The organism is Streptomyces sp. NPDC046465 (assembly GCF_040646035.1).
Taxonomy (GTDB): Bacteria; Actinomycetota; Actinomycetes; order Streptomycetales; family Streptomycetaceae; genus Streptomyces.
On sequence record NZ_JBEYZK010000001.1, the window covers coordinates 591,833 to 612,475 of the forward strand.

Genomic DNA, 20,643 nt, shown 5'->3' on the forward strand with positions numbered 1-20,643 from the left:
GCCCAACCCCGAGCGCCCATCCGACAGGATGTTCGGAACACATAAGCATCGGGAGGGACCCCCAGTAATGAGCTACAACCAGCCGGGCCCGTACGGCGGGCAGCAGCCCCAGCAGCCCGGGCCGTACGGCCAGCAGCCGCAGCAGCCTGGCCCCTACGGCCAGCCGCCGCAGGCTCCCCAGCCCGGCTACGGCTACCCCCAGCAGGCCCCGCAGGCCCCGCAGCAGGCCCCCCAGCAGGGCGGCTACAGCCAGCCCCAGCAGCCGGGCCCCTACGGGCAGCCGCCCCAGGCCCCCTACGGCCAGATGCCTCCGCAGGCCCCGTACGGGCAGGTCCCGCCGCCGCCCCCGGGTGGCGGCAAGAAGAAGACCGGCATCATCATCGCCGCCGTCGCCGTGGTCGCCGCCGCCGCCGTCGGCGGCTACGTCCTCCTCGCGGGAGGCGACGACGACAAGGGCGGCAAGAACGGCGGCTCCTCGGACGTCGCGGGCGGCGGAGGCGACGACGGCGGCATCAAGGACGACGGGCCGCACAAGCTGACCACGCCGATGACCGTCCTCGTCGACTACAAGAAGGACGCGGAGCAGTCCAGCGGCCTCAACAGCATCGACCTCGACAAGGCCGAGGCGGCGGGGGTGAAGAACCCCAAGGACGTGCACGCCGGGTACCAGTCGGGCTCCAAGGAGAACCCGATGGCGCAGAAGATCCTGAGCTTCGGCGGCGTGTACGGGGACATCGAGGACCCGGAGGGGGTCGTCGACCACATGTTCTCCAACGCCAAGAAGAAGAACGAGACGTCCGGCAGCGGCACCGGCCAGAAGGTCACGCTGGTCGGCGAGCCCAAGGAGTACAAGCCCGCAGAGCTCGACGGTGCCGTCCTGAAGTGCCAGGAGATGAAGATCGCGATGGGCAGCGGGGCGGGTACGTCCGGCTCCTCGGCCGGGTCCTCGGGTCCGAGCGAGATGTCCGCGGCGACCTGCATCTGGGGCGACCACAGCACCATCGGCTACGTCGTCACCACGGACGTCGCGAGTGCGGTGTCCGGCGCCGCCGCCGACCTCGACGAGGCCTCGACCACCACGGCCAAGTTCCGCGGGGAAGTCCGCGTCAAGAACTGACGCCCGCCGGGCGGTGGGTGGGCCCGGCAATTGCGAACGTATCGGGGCCCGGTCATGCGACCGGGCCCCGTTGCGTCAGGATGTCGGAAACACATAAAGCGTTTCGGAGGGGAACCCCCATGAGCTACAACCAGCCGGGCCCGTACGGCGGGCAGCAGCCCCAGCAGCCCGGCCCGTACGGCGGCGGGCAGCCCCCGCAGCCGGGGCCCTACGGGCAGCCCCCACAGCAGCCCGGCCCCTACGGCCAGCCGCCGCAGGCGCCCCAGCCCGGCTACGGCTACCCCCAGCAGGCACCCCCGGCGCAGCCCCAGCCCGGCTACGGCTACCCCCAGCAGGCCCCGCAGGCCCCGCAGCAGGCCCCCCAGGGCGGCTACAGCCAGCCCCAGCAGCCGGGCCCCTACGGCCAGTTCCCCCAGCAGGCCCCCTACGGGCAGGTCCCGCCGCCGCCCCCCGGCGGTGGCAAGAAGAAGACCGGCATCATCATCGCCACCGTCGCCGTGGTCGCCGCGGCCGCCGTCGGCGGCTACTTCCTCCTCGCGGGAGGCGACGACGACAAGGGCGGCAAGAACGGCGGCTCCTCGGACGTCGCGGACGTCGGCATCAAGGACGACGGACCGCACACGCTGACCACGCCCAGCAGGCTTCTCGGCGAGTACGAGAAGAACGAGGGCGACAGCGGCGGCTTCAACTCCAGCGACCTGACGGCCGCCGAGAAGGCGGGCGTCAAGAACCCCCAGGACGTGGACGCCGCCTACAAGGCGGGCGACGACAGCAACCCCCTGGCGCGGAAGGCGATCCAGTTCATGGGCGTCTACGGCGACATCGACAAGCCCGAGAAGGTCGTCGACGCCATGTTCGCCAAGCTCAAGGAGGACTCCCAGGGGAAGAGCTCGGAGACGGGCGAACTGGTCGGCAGCCCCAAGGACTTCAGCACCGGCGACGCGGCCCTCAAGTGCCAGGAGTCGGTGATCGAGAACGACAGTGCGAGCGGCGGGTCGTCCTCGGGGCCCAAGGAGATCCGGATGCCGGTCTGCATCTGGAGCGACCACAGCACCCTCGGCGTCGTGGTCCCCGTCGAGGTCGCGAACGCCATGGCGGGCAAGGTCTCGCTCAGCGGCGCCTCGGCCACCGCGCTCAAGGTCCGCAAGGAAGTCCGCGTGAAGGCCTGACCTCGTGTTGCACGCCTGACCTTGTTTGTGCACATGAGTACGCCGAAGGGGGCGCCCCGCGAGTGATCGCGGGGCGCCCCCTTCGGCGTACTGCGCAACCGGCGTGCGGTTACGCGGACTTCTGCTCGCCCGCGCCCGGACCGCGCGCCTCGCGCGGCACCAGCGTCGGGTTCACGTTCGAGCGGACGACGTCCGCCGTGATGACGACACGGGCTACGTCCTTGCGGGACGGCACCTCGTACATCACCGATTGCAGGACCTCTTCCATGATGGCGCGGAGCCCTCGGGCGCCGGTCTGCCGCAGGATCGCCTGGTCCGCGATGGCTTCGAGGGCCTCGCGCTCGAACTCCAGCTCCACGCCGTCGAGTTCGAACAGGCGCTGGTACTGCTTCACCAGTGCGTTGCGCGGCTCGACGAGGATCTGGAGCAGGGCCTCGCGGTCGAGGTTGTGGACCGAGGTGATCACGGGGAGGCGGCCGATGAACTCGGGGATCATCCCGAACTTCACCAGGTCCTCCGGCATGATGTCCTCGAACTGGTCCTTCTCCTCCATCTCGCGCTTGGAGCGGATGGTGGCGCCGAAGCCGATGCCCTTCGCGCCCGCCCGCGACTCGATGATCTTCTCGAGGCCGGCGAAGGCGCCGCCCACGATGAAGAGCACGTTCGTCGTGTCGATCTGGATGAACTCCTGGTGCGGGTGCTTGCGGCCGCCCTGCGGCGGTACGGAGGCCGTGGTGCCCTCCAGGATCTTCAGCAGAGCCTGCTGCACACCCTCGCCGCTGACATCGCGGGTGATCGAGGGGTTCTCGCTCTTGCGAGCCACCTTGTCGATCTCGTCGATGTAGATGATCCCGGTCTCGGCCTTCTTGACGTCGTAGTCAGCCGCCTGGATCAGCTTGAGCAGGATGTTCTCGACGTCCTCGCCGACATAGCCCGCCTCTGTCAGAGCCGTCGCGTCCGCGATGGCGAACGGGACGTTCAGCATGCGCGCGAGCGTCTGCGCGAGGAGCGTCTTGCCGGATCCCGTCGGGCCGAGCAGCAGGATGTTGGACTTCGCGAGTTCGATCGCGTCGTCGCGGCCCTGTGCGCCGCCGTTCTCTCCGGCCTGGACCCGCTTGTAGTGGTTGTACACCGCTACCGAGAGGGCCTTCTTCGCGGGCTCCTGGCCCACGACGTAGCCCTCAAGGAATTCGTAGATCTCGCGAGGCTTGGGCAGTTCCTCCCAGCGCACCTCGCTCGTCTCCGCGAGCTCTTCCTCGATGATCTCGTTACAGAGGTCGATGCACTCATCGCAGATGTACACACCGGGGCCTGCGATGAGCTTCTTGACCTGCTTCTGACTCTTTCCGCAGAACGAGCACTTGAGCAGATCGCCGCCGTCACCGATGCGTGCCACGAGGTGCTTCCCCTTCGCCTGGGAGACGCCACGTTCAGCGGCTCCTGGTGCCTCATATCCGACGGTACCTTGCCGGGCCCCCCGTTCGGGCCCCCCTTGGCACGGTTCACTTCGACGTGAGTCGTGCACAAACCATGCCAAGGAGCGGCAGATGCTACAGCGCTGGGTCAGGCGACCGAGGCGTTGTTCATCTTCCGGGTGGAGATGATCTGGTCGACCAGGCCGTACGCGAGCGCGTCCTCGGCCGTGAGGATCTTGTCGCGCTCGATGTCGTCGCGGATCTTCTCGATCGGCGTCGTGGAGTGCTTGGCCAGCATCTCCTCCAGCTGCGCACGCATCCGGAGGATCTCGTTGGCGGCGATCTCCAGGTCGGAGACCTGGCCGCGGCCGGTCTCGCTGTAGGGCTGGTGGATCAGCACGCGCGCGTTCGGCAGGGCCATGCGCTTGCCCGGCGTACCGGCCGCGAGGAGCACGGCGGCGGCGGAGGCGGCCTGGCCCATGCACACCGTCGAGACGTCCGGCTTCACGAACTGGATCGTGTCGTAGATGGCCGTGAGGGCGGTGAAAGAGCCGCCCGGGCTGTTGATGTAGATCGAGATGTCGCGGTCCGGGTCCATCGACTCCAGGCACAGGAGCTGCGCCATGACGTCGTTGGCGGACGCGTCGTCGATCTGCACGCCGAGGAAGATCACGCGCTCCTCGAACAGCTTCGCGTACGGGTCGTACTCACGCACGCCCTGCGAGGTGCGCTCGACGAAGCGCGGGATGATGTAGCGGGACTCGGCGCTGGCGCCGGTGAACTCGGCCTGGCCGCTCTCGGCCTGCGCGCGTCCGTAGAGGCCGCTGCCGGGGAAGTTGTTCATCTCTGGTTCTCCTGAGAAGGGAGGGGCTTGGGTGTCGGCTGCGGGACGCTGAGCACGGGGCTCAGGCTCCGGTGCCGCCCCCGCCCGGCATGCCGGCGGCGCTGGACATGATGTCGTCGATGAGGCCGTACTCCTTGGCCTCCTGCGGGTCGAACCAGCGGTCGCGGTCCGAGTCGCGCGTGACCTGCTCGACGGACTGGCCGGTGTGGTGCGCCGTGAGGTCGGCCATCTTCTTCTTGGTGAGCAGCAGCCGCTCGGCGTGGATCTTGATGTCCGACGCGGAGCCGGCGAGGCCGGCGGACGGCTGGTGGATCAGGATCTCGGCGTTCGGCAGGGCGAAGCGCTTGCCGGGCGTGCCGGCGCTGAGCAGGAACTGGCCCATGGAGGCCGCCATGCCCATCGCGATCGTCACCACGTCGTTCTTGATGTACTGCATGGTGTCGTAGATCGCCATGCCGGCCGTGATCGAGCCGCCGGGGCTGTTGATGTAGAGGAAGATGTCCTTGTCCGGCTCTGCCGCGAGAAGCAGCAGCTGCGCGGTGATCTTGTTGGCAATGTCGTCGTCCACGGCCTGGCCGAGGAAGATGATCCGCTCGCCGAGCAGCCGGTTGTAGACCTGGTCGCCGAGGCCACCACCGATGGAGGGGTCGCCGGCGGCGGAGGGCATCAGATTCGTCACGTATCCACCTGCTCGTCTTACGACGGCGCCGGGCCGTCTCACGTCTTCTTGGGACCTGGGACCCCGCGTGCTCGCCGCTCCGGGGCGGCTTCGGGGACTCCCCTGCCCTCGTATTCATGGACCCTAACGCGCGGGCCCCTTCGGGGAATCCCGGAGAGCTTGCTGTTCGCTGTGAGCGCAGGTTGCCGCGCTCGGCCTGGGCGGGCGGGTGACGGTGCCCCGTCAGGGGCGCGGGGAACTGCGCGGCCAGCCCCCACCGGGGTGCGGACGCGTCTGCCCGCCGCCGGCCTCACTGCGGGTGCGGCTTGTCGCTGGTTGCTCGCGCAGTTCCCCGCGCCCCCAAAAAGACACGGGGTCCCCGGAACCAGGCGGTTCCGGGGACCCCGTTGCGTTCAGCCGAGCGCGAGCGCTTACGCCTCGGTCTTCTCGGCCGGGGCGTCGGTCTGCTCGGCCTCGGCCTGCTCAGCCTCGGCGGCAGCCGTCTCGTCCTCGTCGTCGAGGTCCACGACCTCGCCGTTCGTGTCCTTGACCGTGGACGCCTCGACGACGACCGCGAGGGCCTTGCCGCGGGCGACCTCGCCGACCAGCATCGGGACCTGGCCGCCTTCGACGACGGCCTGGGCGAACTGGTCGGGGGACATGTTGGAGGACTGCGCGCGACGCATGAGGTGCTCGGTGAGCTCCTCCTGGTTCACGTTCAGCTTCTCCTTGTTGACGAGCTCGTCGAGGACGAACTGCGTCTTGATGCCCTTCTCGGCCTGCTCCTTGGTCTCGGCGTCGAACTCTTCCTCGGTCTTGCCCTGGATCTCCAGGTACTTCGCGAGGTCGAGGCCCATCTGGCCGAGCTGGTGGTTCACCAGGTTGTGCTTGCGGGTCTGGATCTCGTCCGCGAGGAGCTTCTCGGGGACGGGGACCTCGACCAGCTCGAGCAGCTTCTCCAGGACACGCTCCTGGGCCTGCGTCGCCTGGTCGTACTGCTTCATGTTCTCGAGGCGCTTGCGGCTGTCGGCCTTCAGCTCGTCGAGGGTGTCGAACTCCGACGCGAGCTGCGCGAAGTCGTCGTCCAGGGACGGCAGTTCACGGGCGGCGACCTGGGTGACCTTGACGGTGACCTCGGACGCCTTGCCCGCGGCGGAGCCGCCCTTGAGCTCGGAGGTGAAGGTGGCCTCGCCACCGGCCTCCAGGCCCTTCACGGCGTCGTCGATGCCCTCGAGGAGCTCGCCGGAGCCGATCGTGTAGGAGACGCCGGACGCGACGCCGTCCTCCAGGACCTCGCCGTCGACCTTGGCCTCCAGGTCGATCGTCACGACGTCGCCGTCCTCGGCGGCACGCTCGACCGGGGCCGTGGAGGCGAAGCGCTCGCGCAGCTCCTCGACGGCCTTGTCGACGTCCTCGTCGCTGACCTCGACCGCGTCGACCTCGACCTCGATGCCGGAGTAGTCCGGGATCTCGATCGCGGGACGGATGTCGACCTCAGCGGTGAAGTTGAGGGTCTCGTTGTCCTTCAGCTCGGTGATGTCCACCTCGGGCTGGCCCAGGACGTTGAGCTCGGCCTCGTTCACGGCCTCGGTGTAGAACTTCGGGAGCGCGTCGTTGACGGCCTCTTCGAGGACGGCGCCGCGGCCGAACCGCTGGTCGATGACACGGGCCGGGATCTTGCCCTTGCGGAAGCCCTTCACCGTGACCTGCTGGTTGATCTTCTTGTAGGCCGCGTCGAGGCTGTCCTTGAGCTCCTCGAAGGGCACCTCAACAGTGAGCCGAACCCGGGTCGGGTTCAGGGTCTCCACGGCGCTCTTCACGGTTCGGTCTCCTTGGGGCTGACTTCTTGGGATTGAGCCCGGCTCAGAGACACACGGGCACACAGCTTGCATAGTAACGGCAAGCGGAGGCCGACCCACAATGCGATCTTGTGAGGGAGATCGTGCTGGTCGGGGTGGCGGGATTTGAACCCACGGCCTTCCGCTCCCAAAGCGGACGCGCTACCAAGCTGCGCCACACCCCGTCGGTGCGACACGTAGGGTACATGCCCGCAGGCAGTGCGGCCCCCGGTTAAACGGGGGCAGTGAGGGGGGCGTGCGGCGAAGGCCCGCGACCCGCTACGATGCTGTGCGTGCCGCGGCTTCCCCGTCGTTGGCGCGATCTGTGCGGGTGTAGCTCAATGGTAGAGCCCTAGTCTTCCAAACTAGCTACGCGGGTTCGATTCCCGTCACCCGCTCTCGCGAGAAACCCCAGGCCGGACACGGTCTGGGGTTTTCTGCGTGCCGGACACCCACCGGACGCCCACCAGGCACCCACCGGACAACCACCGGACCGGCGCGGAGCACCGGAGGGCGCGGGTCCGTGAGAGGTCTTTGCGCCCCGCCCCATAACGGCTTCTTTGAGGGGCGCTAAGCCCGCCCTCAGGGACGTATCACGCCGGATACGCGGCCTTCGGAAGGGCCGCGTCCGGGTCCGCGACGGCAGCTGTGCCGCTCAGCGGGGCCGGGCCCCCGCGCCGACCGGCCGTTTCCGGCCTGTCGCCCTCAATCGTGACAAATGCCCCCCTTGTGGCTCGGGGATCACCCTCGGACGATCGGTCCGGCTTTCCCCCTACCCGCAAGGAGAATCCGATGACCGACCGCCTGTCCCTCGGACCGGATGCCGCACGGCAGCTGGCGACCGCGACCAAGACCGTTCCGCAGATGCGCGGCATCACGCCGCGGTACCTGCTGCGGGCGCTGCCCTGGGTCGACGTGGACTCCGGCGTCTACCGCGTCAACCGCCGCCGTACCTACGTACTCGGCGACGACCGCATCACCACGTACGACGAGAGCGGCACCGCGCGCGTGGTGCCCGGCGACTTACGCGAGGTGCCGTACCTGCGGGAGGCGGACGACGCCACCGTCGCCGAGCTGGCCGACGCCTTCACGGAGGTGACCTTCGAGCCCGGTCAGGTGCTCGCCCAGGAGGGCGACCCCGCCGACCGGCTGTGGATCATCGTGCGGGGGCGGGCCGAGAAGCGGGTCACCGGGCGGTACGGCGAGGACGCGCTGCTCGACGTCGTCGGCGACGGGCAGTTCTTCGACCTCGCCGCGTGGACGGCCGAGGAGCCGCTGCCGTACCGCGTGCAGGCCCTCACCCGCGGCACCGCGCTCTGCGCCGACCGCGCGGCGCTCACCGCGATCACCGAGCGCGACGAAAAGACGTGTACGGCGATGGCGGCCTATGTCGCCGACGACGGATCGCTGCCGGGCGGCGAGGTGCCGGTGGATCTGGCCTCGGGGCACGTGGGCGAGCCCGACCTGCCGGGGACCTTCGTCGACTACGAGGACGCGCCCCGCGAGTACCACATGACCCTCGCCCAGACCGTGCTGCGCGTGCACACCCGCGTCGCCGACCTCTACAACGGCCCCATCGACCAGACCCGGGCGCAGGCCAACCTGACCATCGCGGCGCTGCGGGAGCGGCAGGAGGCCTCGCTCCTGAACCACCCGGAGTTCGGCCTCTTCAACAGCGTCAGCGCCGGGCAGCGCGTGCAGGCCCGCACCGGGGCGCCCACCCCCGACGACCTGGACGAACTCCTGGCGAAGGTGTGGAAGCAGCCCGGCTACTTCCTCGCCCACCCCAAGGCGATAGCCGCGTTCGGGCGGGAATGTACGCGGCGGGGCGTGCCCCCGGTGACGGATACCCGGTTCGGCAGTCCGCTGCTGACCTGGCGCGGGGTGCCGCTGCTGCCGTCGGACAAGGTGCGGTTCAGCAACGGCGTGGGCGCCCACACGGGCACCACGGAGATCCTGCTGATGCGGATGGGTGAGGCCGAGCAGGGCGTGGTGGGGCTGCGTCCTGCCGAGGTCCCCGACGAGGTCGAGCCCGGCCTGTCCATGCGGAACATGGGCGTCGACAACAAGGGCATCACGTCCCACCTGATGACGGCGTACTTCAACACGGCGGTGCTCGTGGAGGACGCGATCGCCGTCCTGCAGAACGTCGAGGTGGGCAACTACCATGACTATGCGTGATCTTGTGAGTTCGGTGGGCTCGGCGGGATCGGTCAGCTCGGTGGCCGCGCCCGGCTCCGCACCACCGGCCGTCACGGAGCCCGTCGCCGCCCCGCAGGCCGCGGAGCCCGCCACCGCACCGGGCGCCTTCTCCGCCGAGGCGGTACGCGAGGACTTCCCGATCCTGCACCGCACGGTCAACGGGCACCCGCTCGTCTGGCTCGACAACGCCGCCACCACCCAGAAGCCGCGCCAGGTCATCGAGGCCCTCACCGCGTACTACAGCGTCGCCAACTCCAACATCCACCGCGGCGCCCACACCATGGCCCGCGAGGCGACGGAGCTGTACGAGGGCGGGCGGGCCGCCGTGGCCTCGTTCCTGGGGGCCGAGTCGCCGGAGACCGTGGCGTTCACGCGCGGCACGACCGAGGCGATCAACCTGGTCGCGCAGAGCTGGGGGCGGGCCAACCTCGGCCCCGGCGACGACATCCTCGTGCCCGTCCTCGAGCACCACTCCGACATCGTCCCCTGGCAGCTGATCGCCAAGGAGACCCGGGCCAGGGTGGTGCCCGTCCCGCTGGACGCCGACGGGCAGATCGACCAGGCCGCCTACGCCGATCTGCTGTCCTACCGGACCCGGCTCGTCGCGGTCAGCCACGCGTCGAACGTGCTCGGGACCGTGCCGCCGGTCAAGGAGATGACCGCGCTCGCCCACCGCTACGACGCCAAGGTGCTCGTGGACGGCGCCCAGGCGGTCGCCCACCTGCCGGTCGACGTGCAGGACCTGGGCGCGGACTTCTACGTCTTCTCCGGGCACAAGCTGTTCGCGCCCACGGGCATCGGCGCCCTCTACGCGAAGCCGGAGGTCATGACGGCCCTGAAGCCGTGGCAGGGCGGCGGCAACATGATCGAGTCCGTCTCCTTCGACCGGACGGTGTTCGCTCCCGCGCCGCACCTCCTGGAGGCGGGCACCGGGCACATCTCCGGGGCGGTCGGTCTGCTCGCGGCGCTGAACTGGCTGACCGGTTTCGACCGGGACGCCATCGCGTCGTACGAGAACGCGCTCATGGCGTACGCGCAGCAGGCCATGGCCACCGTGCCGGGGCTCTCCCTGCTCGGCGCGGCGCCCGACCGCATCGCGGTGCTGACCTTCACGCTCGCGGGCCAGGACCCGGCCACGGTCGCCGACTGGCTGGACCGCGACGGCATCGCCGTCCGCGCGGGCCACCACTGCGCGCAGCCCGCTCTCGCGCACTACGGCCTGGAGTCGGCGGCCCGTGCCTCGCTCTCGCTCTACAACACGTCGGAGGAGGTGGACCGGCTGGTGGCCTCGCTGCGGGGTCTACAGGAATCGTCCTGAAAGAAAAGTGCCGACGGCGCCGGGCCGTCCCGGGACACGACCGGGGCGGAACCGGCACCGCCCGGCGGCCCGCGCATGTCTTCACACGCCTCCGCGCGTCTTCCCGAAAGGCCTCAGAAGCTGATCGAGTTGATGGTCTGCGCCACTTCGTTCAGGAAGCGGTTTATGGAGGGCGCCATACCGGTCGAGGCGAGGAAGAAGCCGAAGAGCACCGCGACGATCGCCGGGCCCGCCTTGAGCGATCCCCCGCGGATCAGCACCACAAGGATGATCGCCAACAGCAGCACGACTGACAGCGAAATGGCCACACTGATCACACCCTTGGTCGGTCGCTCTCCCGGCCCGGGGGGTACGGCCCCGCACACCCCCGCCAGGGACCATCGTGCCACCAACAGGCCCGCTGTATGCGGCCGGTGACACATCGTCGGCCACGGCTTTCCGGATCACCGGTGCGCGGGCCGGGAATTCAACGCGATCGTTGCCGTCACCACACACAACGTTCGCAGGAAATTCGAATGGTAGCCAGAAACACACCCCGCAGGCGTAACATCACCGAACTCCCCGCCCGGCTCCCCCGCCTACCGGACATTTCACCAGAGTCCCCCGCAGGCGTTATGCACCATTTAAATCGGATGAGTGGTGACGTAACGGGCAGAATATGGCCGCATACAGCCGCATCTCACTGTCAACTCGGCCGATTCCCGGGCACCCGGTACCGGTTAAGTGGGATTCGCCTCCGCGATCGACAGAGATTGCGAAGACGAAAGCAACGAGGGTTTTACGAATACACCGCCCCGCCGCTAGGGTGCCTCAGATGTTCCACGCTGCCACCATCCCCCCAGGCGCAGTGCGGTCCCGGGTCGTCTCACCGAGCTCTAGGTGGGAGGGCCTGTGACCAACTCGGTGCACCCGCACGGACGCCACCGGGCGCCGCTCCCCCCGGTCCAGGTGCCGGTGGACGGAGTCCCGACTCCCCGCGCCCATCATCCGACCCCGCAGGCCGCCGCGGCTCCCCCCATCCCGAGCGGCCAGAGCACCACCCAGAGCGGATCGAAGCCCGCCAAGCAGCGCGACGCGTTCTTCGACAACGCCAAGTACCTGGCGATCGTCCTCGTGGCGATGGCTCACGCATGGGAACCGCTGACGGATCACAGCCGCGCCGCCGAGGCGCTGTACATGACCGTCTACACCTTCCACATGCCCGCGTTCATCCTGATCTCCGGCTACTTCTCGCGCAGCTTCGACATGCGGCCCGACCGCCTCAAGCGGCTGGTCACCGGCGTCGCCGTGCCGTACGTCATCTTCGAGATCGCGTACTCCCTCTTCAAGCGCTGGGCGGACGACGACCCGAGCCAGCCGATCAGCCTGCTCGACCCCTGGTACCTCACCTGGTTCCTGGTGGCGCTCTTCGTGTGGCGGCTCACCGTGCCGCTGTGGAAGATCGTGCGCTGGCCGGTGCCGCTCGCACTGGCCATCGCCATGCTCGCCGTGATCTCACCCGACATCGGCGACGACCTCGACCTGCAGCGCGTACTGCAGTTCATGCCGTTCTTCGTGCTCGGCCTCTTCATGAAGCCCGAGTACTTCCAGCTGGTGCGCCGCCGCGAGGTGCGGATCCTGTCGGTGCCGGTCTTCGCGGGCGCGCTGCTCCTCGCGTACTGGGCCGCGCCCCGGATGACCTCCGTGTGGTTCTACCGCCGGGACAGCGCCCAGGAGTTGGGCGTTCCGTGGTGGGTCGGCATCGTGATGACGCTGGCGCTCTTCGGCTGCTCCGTGGTCCTCACCGCGTGCTTCTTCGCGTGGGTGCCGCGCCGCAAGATGTGGTTCACGGTCCTCGGCGCCGGCACGCTGTACGGCTACCTGCTGCACGGCTTCATCGCCAAGGGCTCCCGCTTCTGGGGCTGGTTCGACACCTACGACTGGCTGCACCAGCCGGCCGGTGAGATCTTCGTGACGGTGGTCGCCGCGAGCGTGGTGACCCTCCTGTGCACGCCTCCGGTGCAGCGGATGTTCCGTTTCGCGATGGAGCCCAAGATGGAGTGGGCCTTCAAGCGGGACGCGGCGGCGCTGGCCCGGGAGCGGACCAAGACAAAGGTGACGTAGCGCGCGGCGCTACAGACCCAACAGGGCGCGCATGGCGGTGTACTTCACCGTCAGGCGCGCCCTTGTCGTCGCGTCGAGGACCGCGAGGCGGGCCGGGTCCGCGTTGTGCGCCAGGTCCGCCTCCTTCACGAGGCGGGCGCCGTCCGTCGCGAGGATCCGCGCGGCGTACGCCTCCTGGGGTTCGCCCGCGAGCTTGGTGAGCGCCAGGACGATGTCCTTCGTACGGCGGCTGAGCGGGGCGTCCCGCAGCCACCGCTCCGACAGGGCGTCGTCCTCGATGGCGTCGTGCAGCCAGGCCGCGGCGATCTGGTCGGCGTCGCCGCCCCGCGCCTCGACCCCTTCGGCGACGGCCTGGAGGTGTTCGGCGTAGGGGCGCCCGGCCTTGTCGGCCTGGCCCGCGTGGGCCGCACGGGCGAGAGCCGCCACCTCGGACAGAGGCAGCGGCTCCGGGTCGTTTTCCTCGGGTGTCATGTCGCCGACTTTAGGGCCGCCCTCGCCGGAAGAGTCGTCGCGGCGAGGCCGAGGACAAGGACCGCGGCCACGAACGACCCGTACAACATCGGTGGGATGTACGGGGATTCGCCCGTCAGGCCGTTCATCATCGGGACGAGCGTGGCCAGCGCGATGGCCGAGCCGATGACGATGCCCGCGCAGGTCACGAGCAGCGCCTCCCAGCGGATCATCCGCATCACCTGGCGGCGCGTGGAGCCGATCAGGCGCAGGGTGCCGAGTTCGCGGCGGCGGTCGAGGACCGTCATCACCAGGGTGTTGACCGCGGCGACGGCCGCGAAGCCGCCGAGGACGGCCGCCATCGTGGTGTTGGCCCAGGCGTTGAGCTCGCGGTCCAGGGACTGGGCGGTGGCGTAGCCGTCGCGGTCCTGGAGGGTGCCGAGCCCGGCGAGGGCCTGTGCGGAGCCGCCCCTGGTCCAGATCTCACCGGTGAAGGACGAGGTGAGGTGCTGCTTCAGGTCGGCCGCGGGCATGGTCACCTGGGAGAGGCCGAGGCCCCTGCCGTACGTCGCCACGATCTTCGGCGACGCCTTGGTGCCGTCGGGCATGCGGACGTCGACGCGGTCGCCCGTCCGTACGTGGGCGGAGTCGGCGAGGCGGGTGTCGATCGCGATCTCGCCCTTGCCGAGGGCGAGGGCGCCCGTCTCGACCTTCAGGTCCTGGACCCTCGCGAGGTCGGCGGCGGAGCCGGTGACGCCCTGCGTCGAGGCCGACTCCAGCCAGCGGTCGCCGCCCGAGCCGACCGGGACGAGGACGGACGTCTTGAGCAGGCCGACGGCCGAGGTGACGCCGTCGGCGTGCGCGGCCCTGGCCACCGTGCCGGGGGCGAGGCCCGCGTCGGAGGTGACGATGTGGTCCGCGGTGATGCCCGCGCGCTGCTGGTCGGCGGCGACCCTCTCCTCGCTGGTGTGCATGAAGACGAGGACGCTGGAGAAGGCCATGGCGAGCACGATCGGGGTGATCGCGGAGGCCAGGCGGCGGGCGTTCGTACGGGAGTTGGCGGCGGCCAGCGAGGCGGCGGCGCCCGCGCCGCGCAGCGGGAGCCCGAACAGGGCGGCGCAGCCGCGCGCCACCAGCGGGCCGAGCAGGGCCACGGCGAGCATGAAGAGCATGACGACGCCGAGCGCCGCGTTCGCCGCGTCGTCGCCGGTGTTGTTCGCGGCGAACCCGGCGAAGACCGCGCCGCCGGCCGCCGCTGCGATGCCGAGCGGGGTACGGATCCAGCCGAGCGGCATGCGTTCCGTGGCCGCCTCGCTGAGCGCCTGGCCCGGCTTGATGCGGGAGGGGCGGCGGGCGGCCAGGTACCCGGCGCCGAGCGCGGTGAGGAGGGAGACGCCGACGGCGGAGACGAGCGGGATGAAGGAGACCGACAGGTCCACGCCCTCGGGGACGGCGCCCTTCTCCTTCAGCTGCCCGAACCACCAGCTCGCCAGGGCGATGCCGGGCAGCACGCCGACCGCTCCCGCGAAGGGCGCGACGAGCAGCGTCTCGGTGGCGACGGTGCGGCGGACCTGGCGCGGGGTGGTGCCGATGGCGCGCAGGAGCGCGTACTCGCGGGCGCGCTGGCCGACGGAGAGCGCGACGGTACCGGCCGCGGTGAACACGGCGGTCAGGGCGGCGATGCCGCCGAAGGAGCCGCCGAGCGCGGTGAGGAGCTCCTTGGCGTAGGCGAGTTCGGAGCCTTCGGCGGCGCTGCGGTCGTCGCCGGTGTGGACCGTGGCCTTGCTGCCGAGGACCTTCGCCACCTGCGCCTTGAGGTCGTCGGCCGAGACGCCGCCCTTGGGCAGTACGGCGACGGCGTCGATGCGTCCGGGGTGGCCGGAGATACGGATGGCCTCGGAGTCGGCGAACCAGGCGGTGGGCGGGGCCTGTCCGCCCGTTACGGTGCCGGACACGCGGAAGTCGCGCGGTCCGTCCGCGGTGGTGAGCGTGGCGCGGTCGCCGACGTCGGCGCCGGGCGCGGCGAGGACGACCTCGCCGGGGTGCGGGGCGCGGCCCGCGGTCAGCTTCTCGCCGGTGAAGGCGGTGGAGGCCCAGCCGTGGGCGGTGACGTCCTTGCCGCCGGACTGCACGGGGAAGGTGACGTCGGGCACGGCGGTGCGCGCGCCGGGCACCGAACCCGCCTTGCCGACGAGGGAGTCGTCGATCCGCGCCCGGTCGGGCAGGGGCGTGTCCGACTCGGACTTGCTGTCGCCGCTGCCGGTGACGAAGTGGACGGACTGGTCGGCGGCGGCCACCACGGGGGCGCCCGCGTAGCGGGTGGGCGGCACGGTGGCGCGCAGGCCCGTCTCCAGGAGGATTCCGCAGGCGGCCACGATCAGCGAGGCCATCATCAGGGCGACGAAGGTTCCGGCGAACGCGGCGGGTTTGAAGCGGACGGCGGCGCGGGCGAGGCCGTTGGGCACGTACGCCATTACGCGGCCACCCCCGCGTACGCCGGGGCGGTCAGGCTCGTCATCCGGGCCGCGATCTGCGCGGCGGAGGCGCGTTCGAGGCGGTCGACGAGGGAGCCGTCGGCGAGGAAGAGGACGCGGTCGGCGTAGGCCGCGGCGGACGGGTCGTGGGTGACCATGACGACGGTGGCGCCCATCCCGTCGACGGCGGAGCGCAGCAGGCCGAGGATCTCGGTGGCGGTGGTGGTGTCCAGGGCGCCGGTCGGCTCGTCGGCGAAGATCACGTCGGGCTCGGTGACCAGGGCGCGGGCGATGGCGACGCGCTGCTGCTGGCCGCCGGAGAGCTGTCCAGGACGGCGGCGTCCCTTGTCACCGAGGCCGACGCGGGTGAGCATCTCGGCGGCCTTGCGGCGGTCGGGGCGGTGGCCCGCGAGGCGCATCGGCAGGACGACGTTCTGCTCGACGGTCAGCGAGGGCAGCAAATTGAAGGCCTGGAAGACGAAGCCGAGGCGGGTGCGGCGCAACGCGGTGAGCTTGTTCTCGCTCATGCCGGTGATCTCGGTGCCGCCGAGGTGGACGGTGCCGGTGCTCGGCCGGTCCAGGCCCGCGGCGCATTGCAGGAAGGTGGACTTGCCGGATCCGGAGGGGCCCATGACGGCGGTGAAGCTGCCGCGGGGCAGGGCGAGGTCGATGCCCGCGAGGGCGTGCACGGCGCCCGCTCCCCGGCCGTACTGGCGGCGGACTCCGCGCAGCTCGACGGCCCAGTCGCCGGGCATGCCGGTCGGCATCGGAGGCAGCGTGGCCGCCGTCGTGCCCTCTTCGGCCCGGTTCTTCCGTCGCAGCCCCATGGCTGTGCCCGCCTTCCGTTCGTACGCCGCCCACCGGCGTGCCCTGTCGATGTCTCGAACGTACGGATCAGGGGGTGGTGTGGACCATGAGGGCGGCTGGCGAAACGGGGGTGGGGAGAACCCCACCCCGGCCGTACGGAAAAGCCGGGCGCGGTCGGGCGAGGGGCCCGGCGCCGTACGGCAAGGGGCCCGGCGCCGTACGGCAAGGAGCCCGGCGCCGTACGGCAAGGAGCCCGGCGTCGTACGGCAAGGAGCCCGGCGTCGTACGGCAAGGAGCCCGGCGTCGATCGTTTGGTAACCTAAGTATTGACGCGTTCTTGACGTTCCCTTTGCCAAGGACGCTTCTTTTGCCCTGCCGACTCGCACCGACCCCACAGGAGGAACGGGCCCATCGGACACGCAGACACCTTGATAGCCATGGGCGGCGCCTTTCTCGCCGCCGCCGTCCTCGCCCGCCTGGGCGGCCGTATCGGACTCCCCACCATCCCCCTCTTCATCCTGGCCGGGATCCTCCTCGGCCCCCACACCCCCGGCGTGGTCCTGGTCTCCGACCCCCACGACCTGGAGATGCTCTCGGCGCTCGGCCTGGTCCTGCTGCTCTTCTACCTGGGCCTCGAGTTCCACCTGGACGACCTCAAGACGGGCGGCCGCAAGATGGCCCTCGCCGGAGGCACCTACCTCGCCCTGAACGTCGGCGCGGGCCTGGGCTTCGGATTCGCGCTCGGCTGGGGCACCTCCGAAGCGCTGGTCCTCGCCGGGGTCCTCGGCATCTCGTCCTCAGCGATCGTCACGAAGGTCCTGGTCGACACGGGCCGGCTCGGCAACCCGGAGACCAAGCCGATCCTCGGCATCATCGTCGTCGAGGACATCTTCCTGGCGCTCTATCTGGCGGCCCTGCAGCCCGTGCTCTCCGGCGCCGACAGCCTCGCCGCGGCGGTCATGGACGGCGGCAAGGCGTTCGGCTTCCTGCTGCTTCTCGCCCTCGTCGCACGCTTCGGCACGAAGGTCGTCGGGCGGCTCATGGACACCCGGGACGACGAGCTGCTCGTCATCTCCTTCCTCGGCGCCGCGGTCTTCGTCGCCGGAGTCTCGGAGTGGTTCGGCGTCGCCGACGCGATCGGCGCGTTCATGGTCGGTCTGATGGTCGGCAGCACGGCGTCCGGCGAGCGCGTCCGCAAGCTGGTGCATCCATTGCGGGACGCCTTCGGCGCGATCTTCTTCTTCGCGTTCGGCCTCTCCATCGACCCCGGCGACCTGCCGGTGGTGCTGTGGCCGGTCCTCGCCGCGGTAGCGCTGACACTCCTGATGAACGTCCTCGCCGGACTCGGCGCGGCCCGCGTGTACGGCTTCGGGGCGGGCCCCGCGGCCAACATCTCCACGACCCTGCTCGCCCGCGGCGAGTTCGCGCTGATCCTCGCCACGATGGCCGCGGGCGCGGGCCTGGACGAGCGGCTCTCCCCCTTCATCGCGGGCTACGTACTCCTGCTCGCGGTCCTCGGACCGCTGGCCGCGGGCCGGTCGGAATGGCTGGCCCGGGTGCTGCCCGGCGGCCGCGACTGCGCGGTGACCGCGGGCGGCCCCAGCTCATCCGGAAAGGAAGAACGGGCCTCGGCGAACAGCGTGCCGTAGTCGTTCAGGAGCCGCCCGCCGCGGAGTTGCCGCTCACGCCTCCCGGCAGATCAGCAGCAGCGCCCTGTCGTCGTTCACGTCCTTCGCCACCGCCTCGATGAGGTGCCATGCCGCGCCGTGGAAGCCGCCCGCCACATAGCGGTCGGCCTCCCCCGTCAGGCGGTCCATGCCCTCGGAGATGTCGCGGTCGGAGGTTTCCACCAGGCCGTCGGTGAAGAGCATCAGGACGTCGCCGGGGCGCAGGACGCCCTTGACGGGGTCGAACTGCGCGCCGTCGTAGACGCCGAGGAGCGGGCCCTGGCCCGTCTTCTCCTCCCAGCGGCCGCTGCCCGCGCTGAGCTGGAGGCCCGGCGGGTGGCCCGCCGAGAAGAGTTCGTAGTCGCCGGTCTCCAGGTCGAGGACGAGGTGGATGGAGGTCGCGAAGCCCTCGTCCCAGTCCTGGCGGAGCAGATAGCCGTTGGCGGCGGGCAGGAAAGCGTGCGGGGGCAGGGAGCCAAGGAGGCCGCCGAACGCACCGGACAGGAGCAGCGCACGCGACCCCGCGTCCATGCCCTTGCCCGAGACGTCGGTGAGCACGGCCTCCAGGGTGCGGCCGCCGTTCGTACGGGCGGCGACCACGAAGTCCCCGGAGAAGGACTGACCGCCTGCCGGGCGCAGCGCCATCTCGCGGTGCCAGCCGCGCGGCAGCTTCGGCAACTTGCTCTGGACGCGGATGCGTTCGCGCAGGTCGAAGAGCATCGTGCCGCCGCCTCGCCAGGGCACGCCGACCCGGCTGCGGAACTGGGCGATGAGGAGGCCGAAGAAGCCGCAGGCGGCGACCACGAGGACGGTGCCCGGGGTGACCCGGGAGACGCCCTCGGTGTACGGGCCGAGCTGGACGGACTCGACGATGAGGGCCACCGCCGACGCCGCGTACAGACCGAGCAGGCTCGCGGGGCGCAGGAGGAGGCCGCCCGCGACGATGGGCAGCACGAGTGCGGTCGGCGCGCACCATATGTTGTTGACGATCGTGCAGAACGTGATCACGGGGATGGTCAGGAGGAGGCCCGCCAGGGCGATCCAGTCGGAGCCGTCGCCGCGGAAGTAGTCGACCCCGGATTTGCGCAGCACGATGCGGACCCGGTGCAGACGCTTCTTCATCCGGGCCGTGAACGTCTCGGCTTCCGCACGCCGCTCGCCACGCTCGCGCCGTGCGCGCCCTTCTCTTCGTACCGCCATTGCTCGTGGACCTTATCCAGCGGGCCGCGCACTTCGCACGGGAGGTCCCAGTTGTCCCCCGTCACCGGCGCGCCGGGGACGGGCGGCGACAGGCTCTGTGGAGCGTGGAAATCCTGTCGCTACAGACCTGTTGCCCTGGTAGTCATGGCATATGACGACAGACGTGCGGGTGCTCGCCGAGGGCGACTGGGAGACGTGGTACAGGGCTCTGGAGGTCGCGTTCGGCGGCGTCGCCGAGTCGGACGACGAGCGGGAGCTGTGGCGCGTCCTCACCGAGCACGCCCGGTCGATCGGCGTGTGGGACGGAAAGGCGTGCGTGGGGACGGCGGGGGCCTTCTCCTTCCGTCTCGCGGTGCCGGGCGGCGCCCTGGTGGACGCGGCGGGCGTGACGATGGTCGGCGTCGCGGCCACGCACCGGCGGCGCGGGATCCTGACGTCGATGATGCGGCGGCAGCTGGACGACGTACGTGCGTGGGGTGAGCCGCTCGCCGTGCTCACCGCGTCGGAGCCGGTCATCTACGGCCGGTTCGGGTACGGCGCGGCCGCCCTGGAGATGAGGGCGGAAATCGACACGAGCCGGGTGAATCTGTCCGTCCCGGCAGGTACGGACGACGTACACCTTCGGTACGCGGAGCCCGCCGATGTCCACGACGCGTGTGAGGCGCTCTACGCACGCCGGGTAACGGGCCGCCCCGGAATGCTGGCCCGGCAGCCCGGCTGGGAGCGCCTCGGGCTCCTCGACCCGCCGGGCGAGCGGAGCGGCGCCTCACCGCTGCAGTGCGTGGTCGCCGAGCGGGCGGGCGAGCTCGTCGGGTACGCGCGGTACGCGGTGAAGCCCGAGTGGCACTGGCAGGGCCCCAAGGGCGTGGTCCAGCTGCGCGCTCTGGAGGCCCTTGACCCGGCGGCGTACGCGGCGCTGTGGCGGTTCCTGTTCGGCATCGACCTGACGACCTCGGTCCTCGCCCGCAACCGCCCGGTGGACGACGCCCTGCTGCAACTGGTCTCGGACGTCCGCCGCTGCGACATCTCGGTGCGCGACTCGCTGCACGTGCGGCTCGTGGAGGTGGGCGCGGCACTGGAGGCGCGCACGTACCAGACGCCGCTGGACGTGGTGTTCGAGGTCGAGGACTCCTTCTGCCCCTGGAACGCGGGCCGTTGGCGGCTCACCGGCGACGTGAAGGGCGCGTCGTGCGAGCGCACCGAGGACGCGGCCGATCTCGCCCTGTCCGTACGGGAGTTGGGCGCCGCCTATCTCGGCGGCGTGTCCCTCACGTCACTGGCGGCCGCGGGCCGGGTCCGGGAGCTGCGCCAGGGGGCGCTGTCCGAGGCCTCGGTGGCCTTCGGCTCTGACGTGGCGCCCTGGCTGCCGCACAACTTCTAG

At 70.6% G+C, this 20,643-nt stretch carries 16 protein-coding genes and 2 tRNA genes; 8 read left to right on the forward strand and 10 right to left on the reverse strand.

The genetic code is table 11. The features are described from left to right. The first annotated feature begins 67 nt into the window (after nucleotides 1–67). Complete coding sequence (locus ABZ953_RS02650; RefSeq protein WP_361715439.1) at nucleotides 68–1,117, forward strand: hypothetical protein; 1,050 nt, start codon at nucleotides 68–70, stop codon at nucleotides 1,115–1,117. A 119-nt stretch (nucleotides 1,118–1,236) separates the two neighbouring features. Next, nucleotides 1,237–2,286 carry a hypothetical protein gene (locus ABZ953_RS02655; RefSeq protein WP_361715442.1) on the forward strand — a complete coding sequence of 350 codons (1,050 nt, stop codon included), beginning with the start codon at nucleotides 1,237–1,239 and terminating at the stop codon, nucleotides 2,284–2,286. Between the two features lie 109 nt (nucleotides 2,287–2,395). Here ABZ953_RS02655 and clpX read toward each other — a convergent pair whose 3' ends face one another. The 5 genes from clpX to ABZ953_RS02680 form a co-directional block, all read right to left on the reverse strand. Next, nucleotides 2,396–3,682 (reverse strand): ATP-dependent Clp protease ATP-binding subunit ClpX, encoded by a 1,287-nt coding sequence (gene clpX, locus ABZ953_RS02660; RefSeq protein WP_361715445.1) that lies wholly within the window; start codon nucleotides 3,680–3,682, stop codon nucleotides 2,396–2,398. Nucleotides 3,683–3,849: 167 nt separating this feature from the next. After that, on the reverse strand, nucleotides 3,850–4,545 hold the full coding sequence (locus ABZ953_RS02665) for an ATP-dependent Clp protease proteolytic subunit (RefSeq protein WP_361715447.1): 696 nt from the start codon (nucleotides 4,543–4,545) through the stop codon (nucleotides 3,850–3,852). Nucleotides 4,546–4,606: 61 nt separating this feature from the next. Further along, complete coding sequence (locus ABZ953_RS02670) at nucleotides 4,607–5,212, reverse strand: ATP-dependent Clp protease proteolytic subunit (protein WP_361715683.1); 606 nt, start codon at nucleotides 5,210–5,212, stop codon at nucleotides 4,607–4,609. Between the two features lie 422 nt (nucleotides 5,213–5,634). After that, on the reverse strand, nucleotides 5,635–7,023 hold the full coding sequence (gene tig, locus ABZ953_RS02675) for a trigger factor (RefSeq protein ID WP_361715450.1): 1,389 nt from the start codon (nucleotides 7,021–7,023) through the stop codon (nucleotides 5,635–5,637). Between the two features lie 126 nt (nucleotides 7,024–7,149). Continuing rightward, nucleotides 7,150–7,226, reverse strand: a tRNA-Pro gene (locus ABZ953_RS02680). 142 nt (nucleotides 7,227–7,368) lie between these two features. Here ABZ953_RS02680 and ABZ953_RS02685 point away from each other — a divergent pair. The 3 genes from ABZ953_RS02685 to ABZ953_RS02695 all read left to right on the forward strand — a co-directional run bounded on the left by ABZ953_RS02685 (nucleotide 7,369) and on the right by ABZ953_RS02695 (nucleotide 10,561). After that, nucleotides 7,369–7,439, forward strand: a tRNA-Gly gene (locus tag ABZ953_RS02685). A 394-nt stretch (nucleotides 7,440–7,833) separates the two neighbouring features. Further along, complete coding sequence (locus tag ABZ953_RS02690; RefSeq protein ID WP_361715453.1) at nucleotides 7,834–9,222, forward strand: family 2B encapsulin nanocompartment shell protein; 1,389 nt, start codon at nucleotides 7,834–7,836, stop codon at nucleotides 9,220–9,222. Further along, complete coding sequence (locus ABZ953_RS02695) at nucleotides 9,215–10,561, forward strand: cysteine desulfurase (RefSeq protein ID WP_361715686.1); 1,347 nt, start codon at nucleotides 9,215–9,217, stop codon at nucleotides 10,559–10,561. Before ABZ953_RS02690 ends, ABZ953_RS02695 begins: the two co-directional genes overlap by 8 nt. Nucleotides 10,562–10,674: 113 nt before the next feature. On the opposite strand, the gene ABZ953_RS02700 is transcribed toward ABZ953_RS02695, so the two are convergent. Continuing rightward, a complete protein-coding gene (locus tag ABZ953_RS02700; RefSeq protein ID WP_361715456.1) occupies nucleotides 10,675–10,869 on the reverse strand; it encodes a hypothetical protein in 195 nt (64 codons plus the stop codon). A 583-nt stretch (nucleotides 10,870–11,452) separates the two neighbouring features. Here ABZ953_RS02700 and ABZ953_RS02705 point away from each other — a divergent pair. Beyond that, a complete protein-coding gene (locus ABZ953_RS02705) occupies nucleotides 11,453–12,664 on the forward strand; it encodes an acyltransferase family protein (protein ID WP_361715459.1) in 1,212 nt (403 codons plus the stop codon). Between the two features lie 9 nt (nucleotides 12,665–12,673). Here ABZ953_RS02705 and ABZ953_RS02710 read toward each other — a convergent pair whose 3' ends face one another. The 3 genes from ABZ953_RS02710 to ABZ953_RS02720 are packed head-to-tail and all read right to left on the reverse strand — an operon-like array spanning nucleotide 12,674 to nucleotide 16,415. Continuing rightward, nucleotides 12,674–13,135 (reverse strand): HD domain-containing protein, encoded by a 462-nt coding sequence (locus tag ABZ953_RS02710; protein ID WP_361715462.1) that lies wholly within the window; start codon nucleotides 13,133–13,135, stop codon nucleotides 12,674–12,676. Further along, entirely contained in the window at nucleotides 13,132–15,588 is a 2,457-nt protein-coding gene (locus tag ABZ953_RS02715) for an FtsX-like permease family protein (RefSeq protein ID WP_361715465.1), read from the reverse strand. The genes ABZ953_RS02710 and ABZ953_RS02715 overlap by 4 nt, the downstream gene beginning before the upstream one ends. Then, on the reverse strand, nucleotides 15,588–16,415 hold the full coding sequence (locus tag ABZ953_RS02720; RefSeq protein ID WP_361715468.1) for an ABC transporter ATP-binding protein: 828 nt from the start codon (nucleotides 16,413–16,415) through the stop codon (nucleotides 15,588–15,590). The genes ABZ953_RS02715 and ABZ953_RS02720 overlap by 1 nt, the downstream gene beginning before the upstream one ends. Nucleotides 16,416–16,832: 417 nt before the next feature. Between ABZ953_RS02720 and ABZ953_RS02725 the strand changes: the two genes are divergently transcribed. Continuing rightward, a complete protein-coding gene (locus ABZ953_RS02725; protein ID WP_361715470.1) occupies nucleotides 16,833–18,044 on the forward strand; it encodes a cation:proton antiporter in 1,212 nt (403 codons plus the stop codon). A gap of 33 nt (nucleotides 18,045–18,077) precedes the next feature. Here ABZ953_RS02725 and ABZ953_RS02730 read toward each other — a convergent pair whose 3' ends face one another. Further along, a complete protein-coding gene (locus ABZ953_RS02730; RefSeq protein ID WP_361715473.1) occupies nucleotides 18,078–19,262 on the reverse strand; it encodes a PP2C family protein-serine/threonine phosphatase in 1,185 nt (394 codons plus the stop codon). Between the two features lie 151 nt (nucleotides 19,263–19,413). Between ABZ953_RS02730 and ABZ953_RS02735 the strand changes: the two genes are divergently transcribed. Then, nucleotides 19,414–20,643, forward strand: coding sequence for a GNAT family N-acetyltransferase (locus ABZ953_RS02735; RefSeq protein WP_361715476.1), 1,230 nt, complete (start codon nucleotides 19,414–19,416; stop codon nucleotides 20,641–20,643).

Bases quoted from the DNA above. Each gene is read 5' to 3' on its own strand.
- ABZ953_RS02670 (WP_361715683.1), bottom strand. From the start codon at position 5,212: ATGCCCTCCGCCGCCGGCGACCCCTCCATCGGTGGTGGCCTCGGCGAC.
- ABZ953_RS02690 (WP_361715453.1), top strand. From the start codon at position 7,834: ATGACCGACCGCCTGTCCCTCGGACCGGATGCCGCACGGCAGCTGGCG.
- ABZ953_RS02735 (WP_361715476.1), top strand. From the start codon at position 19,414: ATGACGACAGACGTGCGGGTGCTCGCCGAGGGCGACTGGGAGACGTGG.
- ABZ953_RS02655 (WP_361715442.1), top strand. From the start codon at position 1,237: ATGAGCTACAACCAGCCGGGCCCGTACGGCGGGCAGCAGCCCCAGCAG.
- ABZ953_RS02650 (WP_361715439.1), top strand. From the start codon at position 68: ATGAGCTACAACCAGCCGGGCCCGTACGGCGGGCAGCAGCCCCAGCAG.
- ABZ953_RS02665 (WP_361715447.1), bottom strand. From the start codon at position 4,545: ATGAACAACTTCCCCGGCAGCGGCCTCTACGGACGCGCGCAGGCCGAG.
- ABZ953_RS02710 (WP_361715462.1), bottom strand. From the start codon at position 13,135: ATGACACCCGAGGAAAACGACCCGGAGCCGCTGCCTCTGTCCGAGGTG.
- ABZ953_RS02730 (WP_361715473.1), bottom strand. From the start codon at position 19,262: ATGGCGGTACGAAGAGAAGGGCGCGCACGGCGCGAGCGTGGCGAGCGG.
- ABZ953_RS02715 (WP_361715465.1), bottom strand. From the start codon at position 15,588: ATGGCGTACGTGCCCAACGGCCTCGCCCGCGCCGCCGTCCGCTTCAAA.
- ABZ953_RS02725 (WP_361715470.1), top strand. From the start codon at position 16,833: ATGGGCGGCGCCTTTCTCGCCGCCGCCGTCCTCGCCCGCCTGGGCGGC.
- ABZ953_RS02695 (WP_361715686.1), top strand. From the start codon at position 9,215: ATGCGTGATCTTGTGAGTTCGGTGGGCTCGGCGGGATCGGTCAGCTCG.
- ABZ953_RS02720 (WP_361715468.1), bottom strand. From the start codon at position 16,415: ATGGGGCTGCGACGGAAGAACCGGGCCGAAGAGGGCACGACGGCGGCC.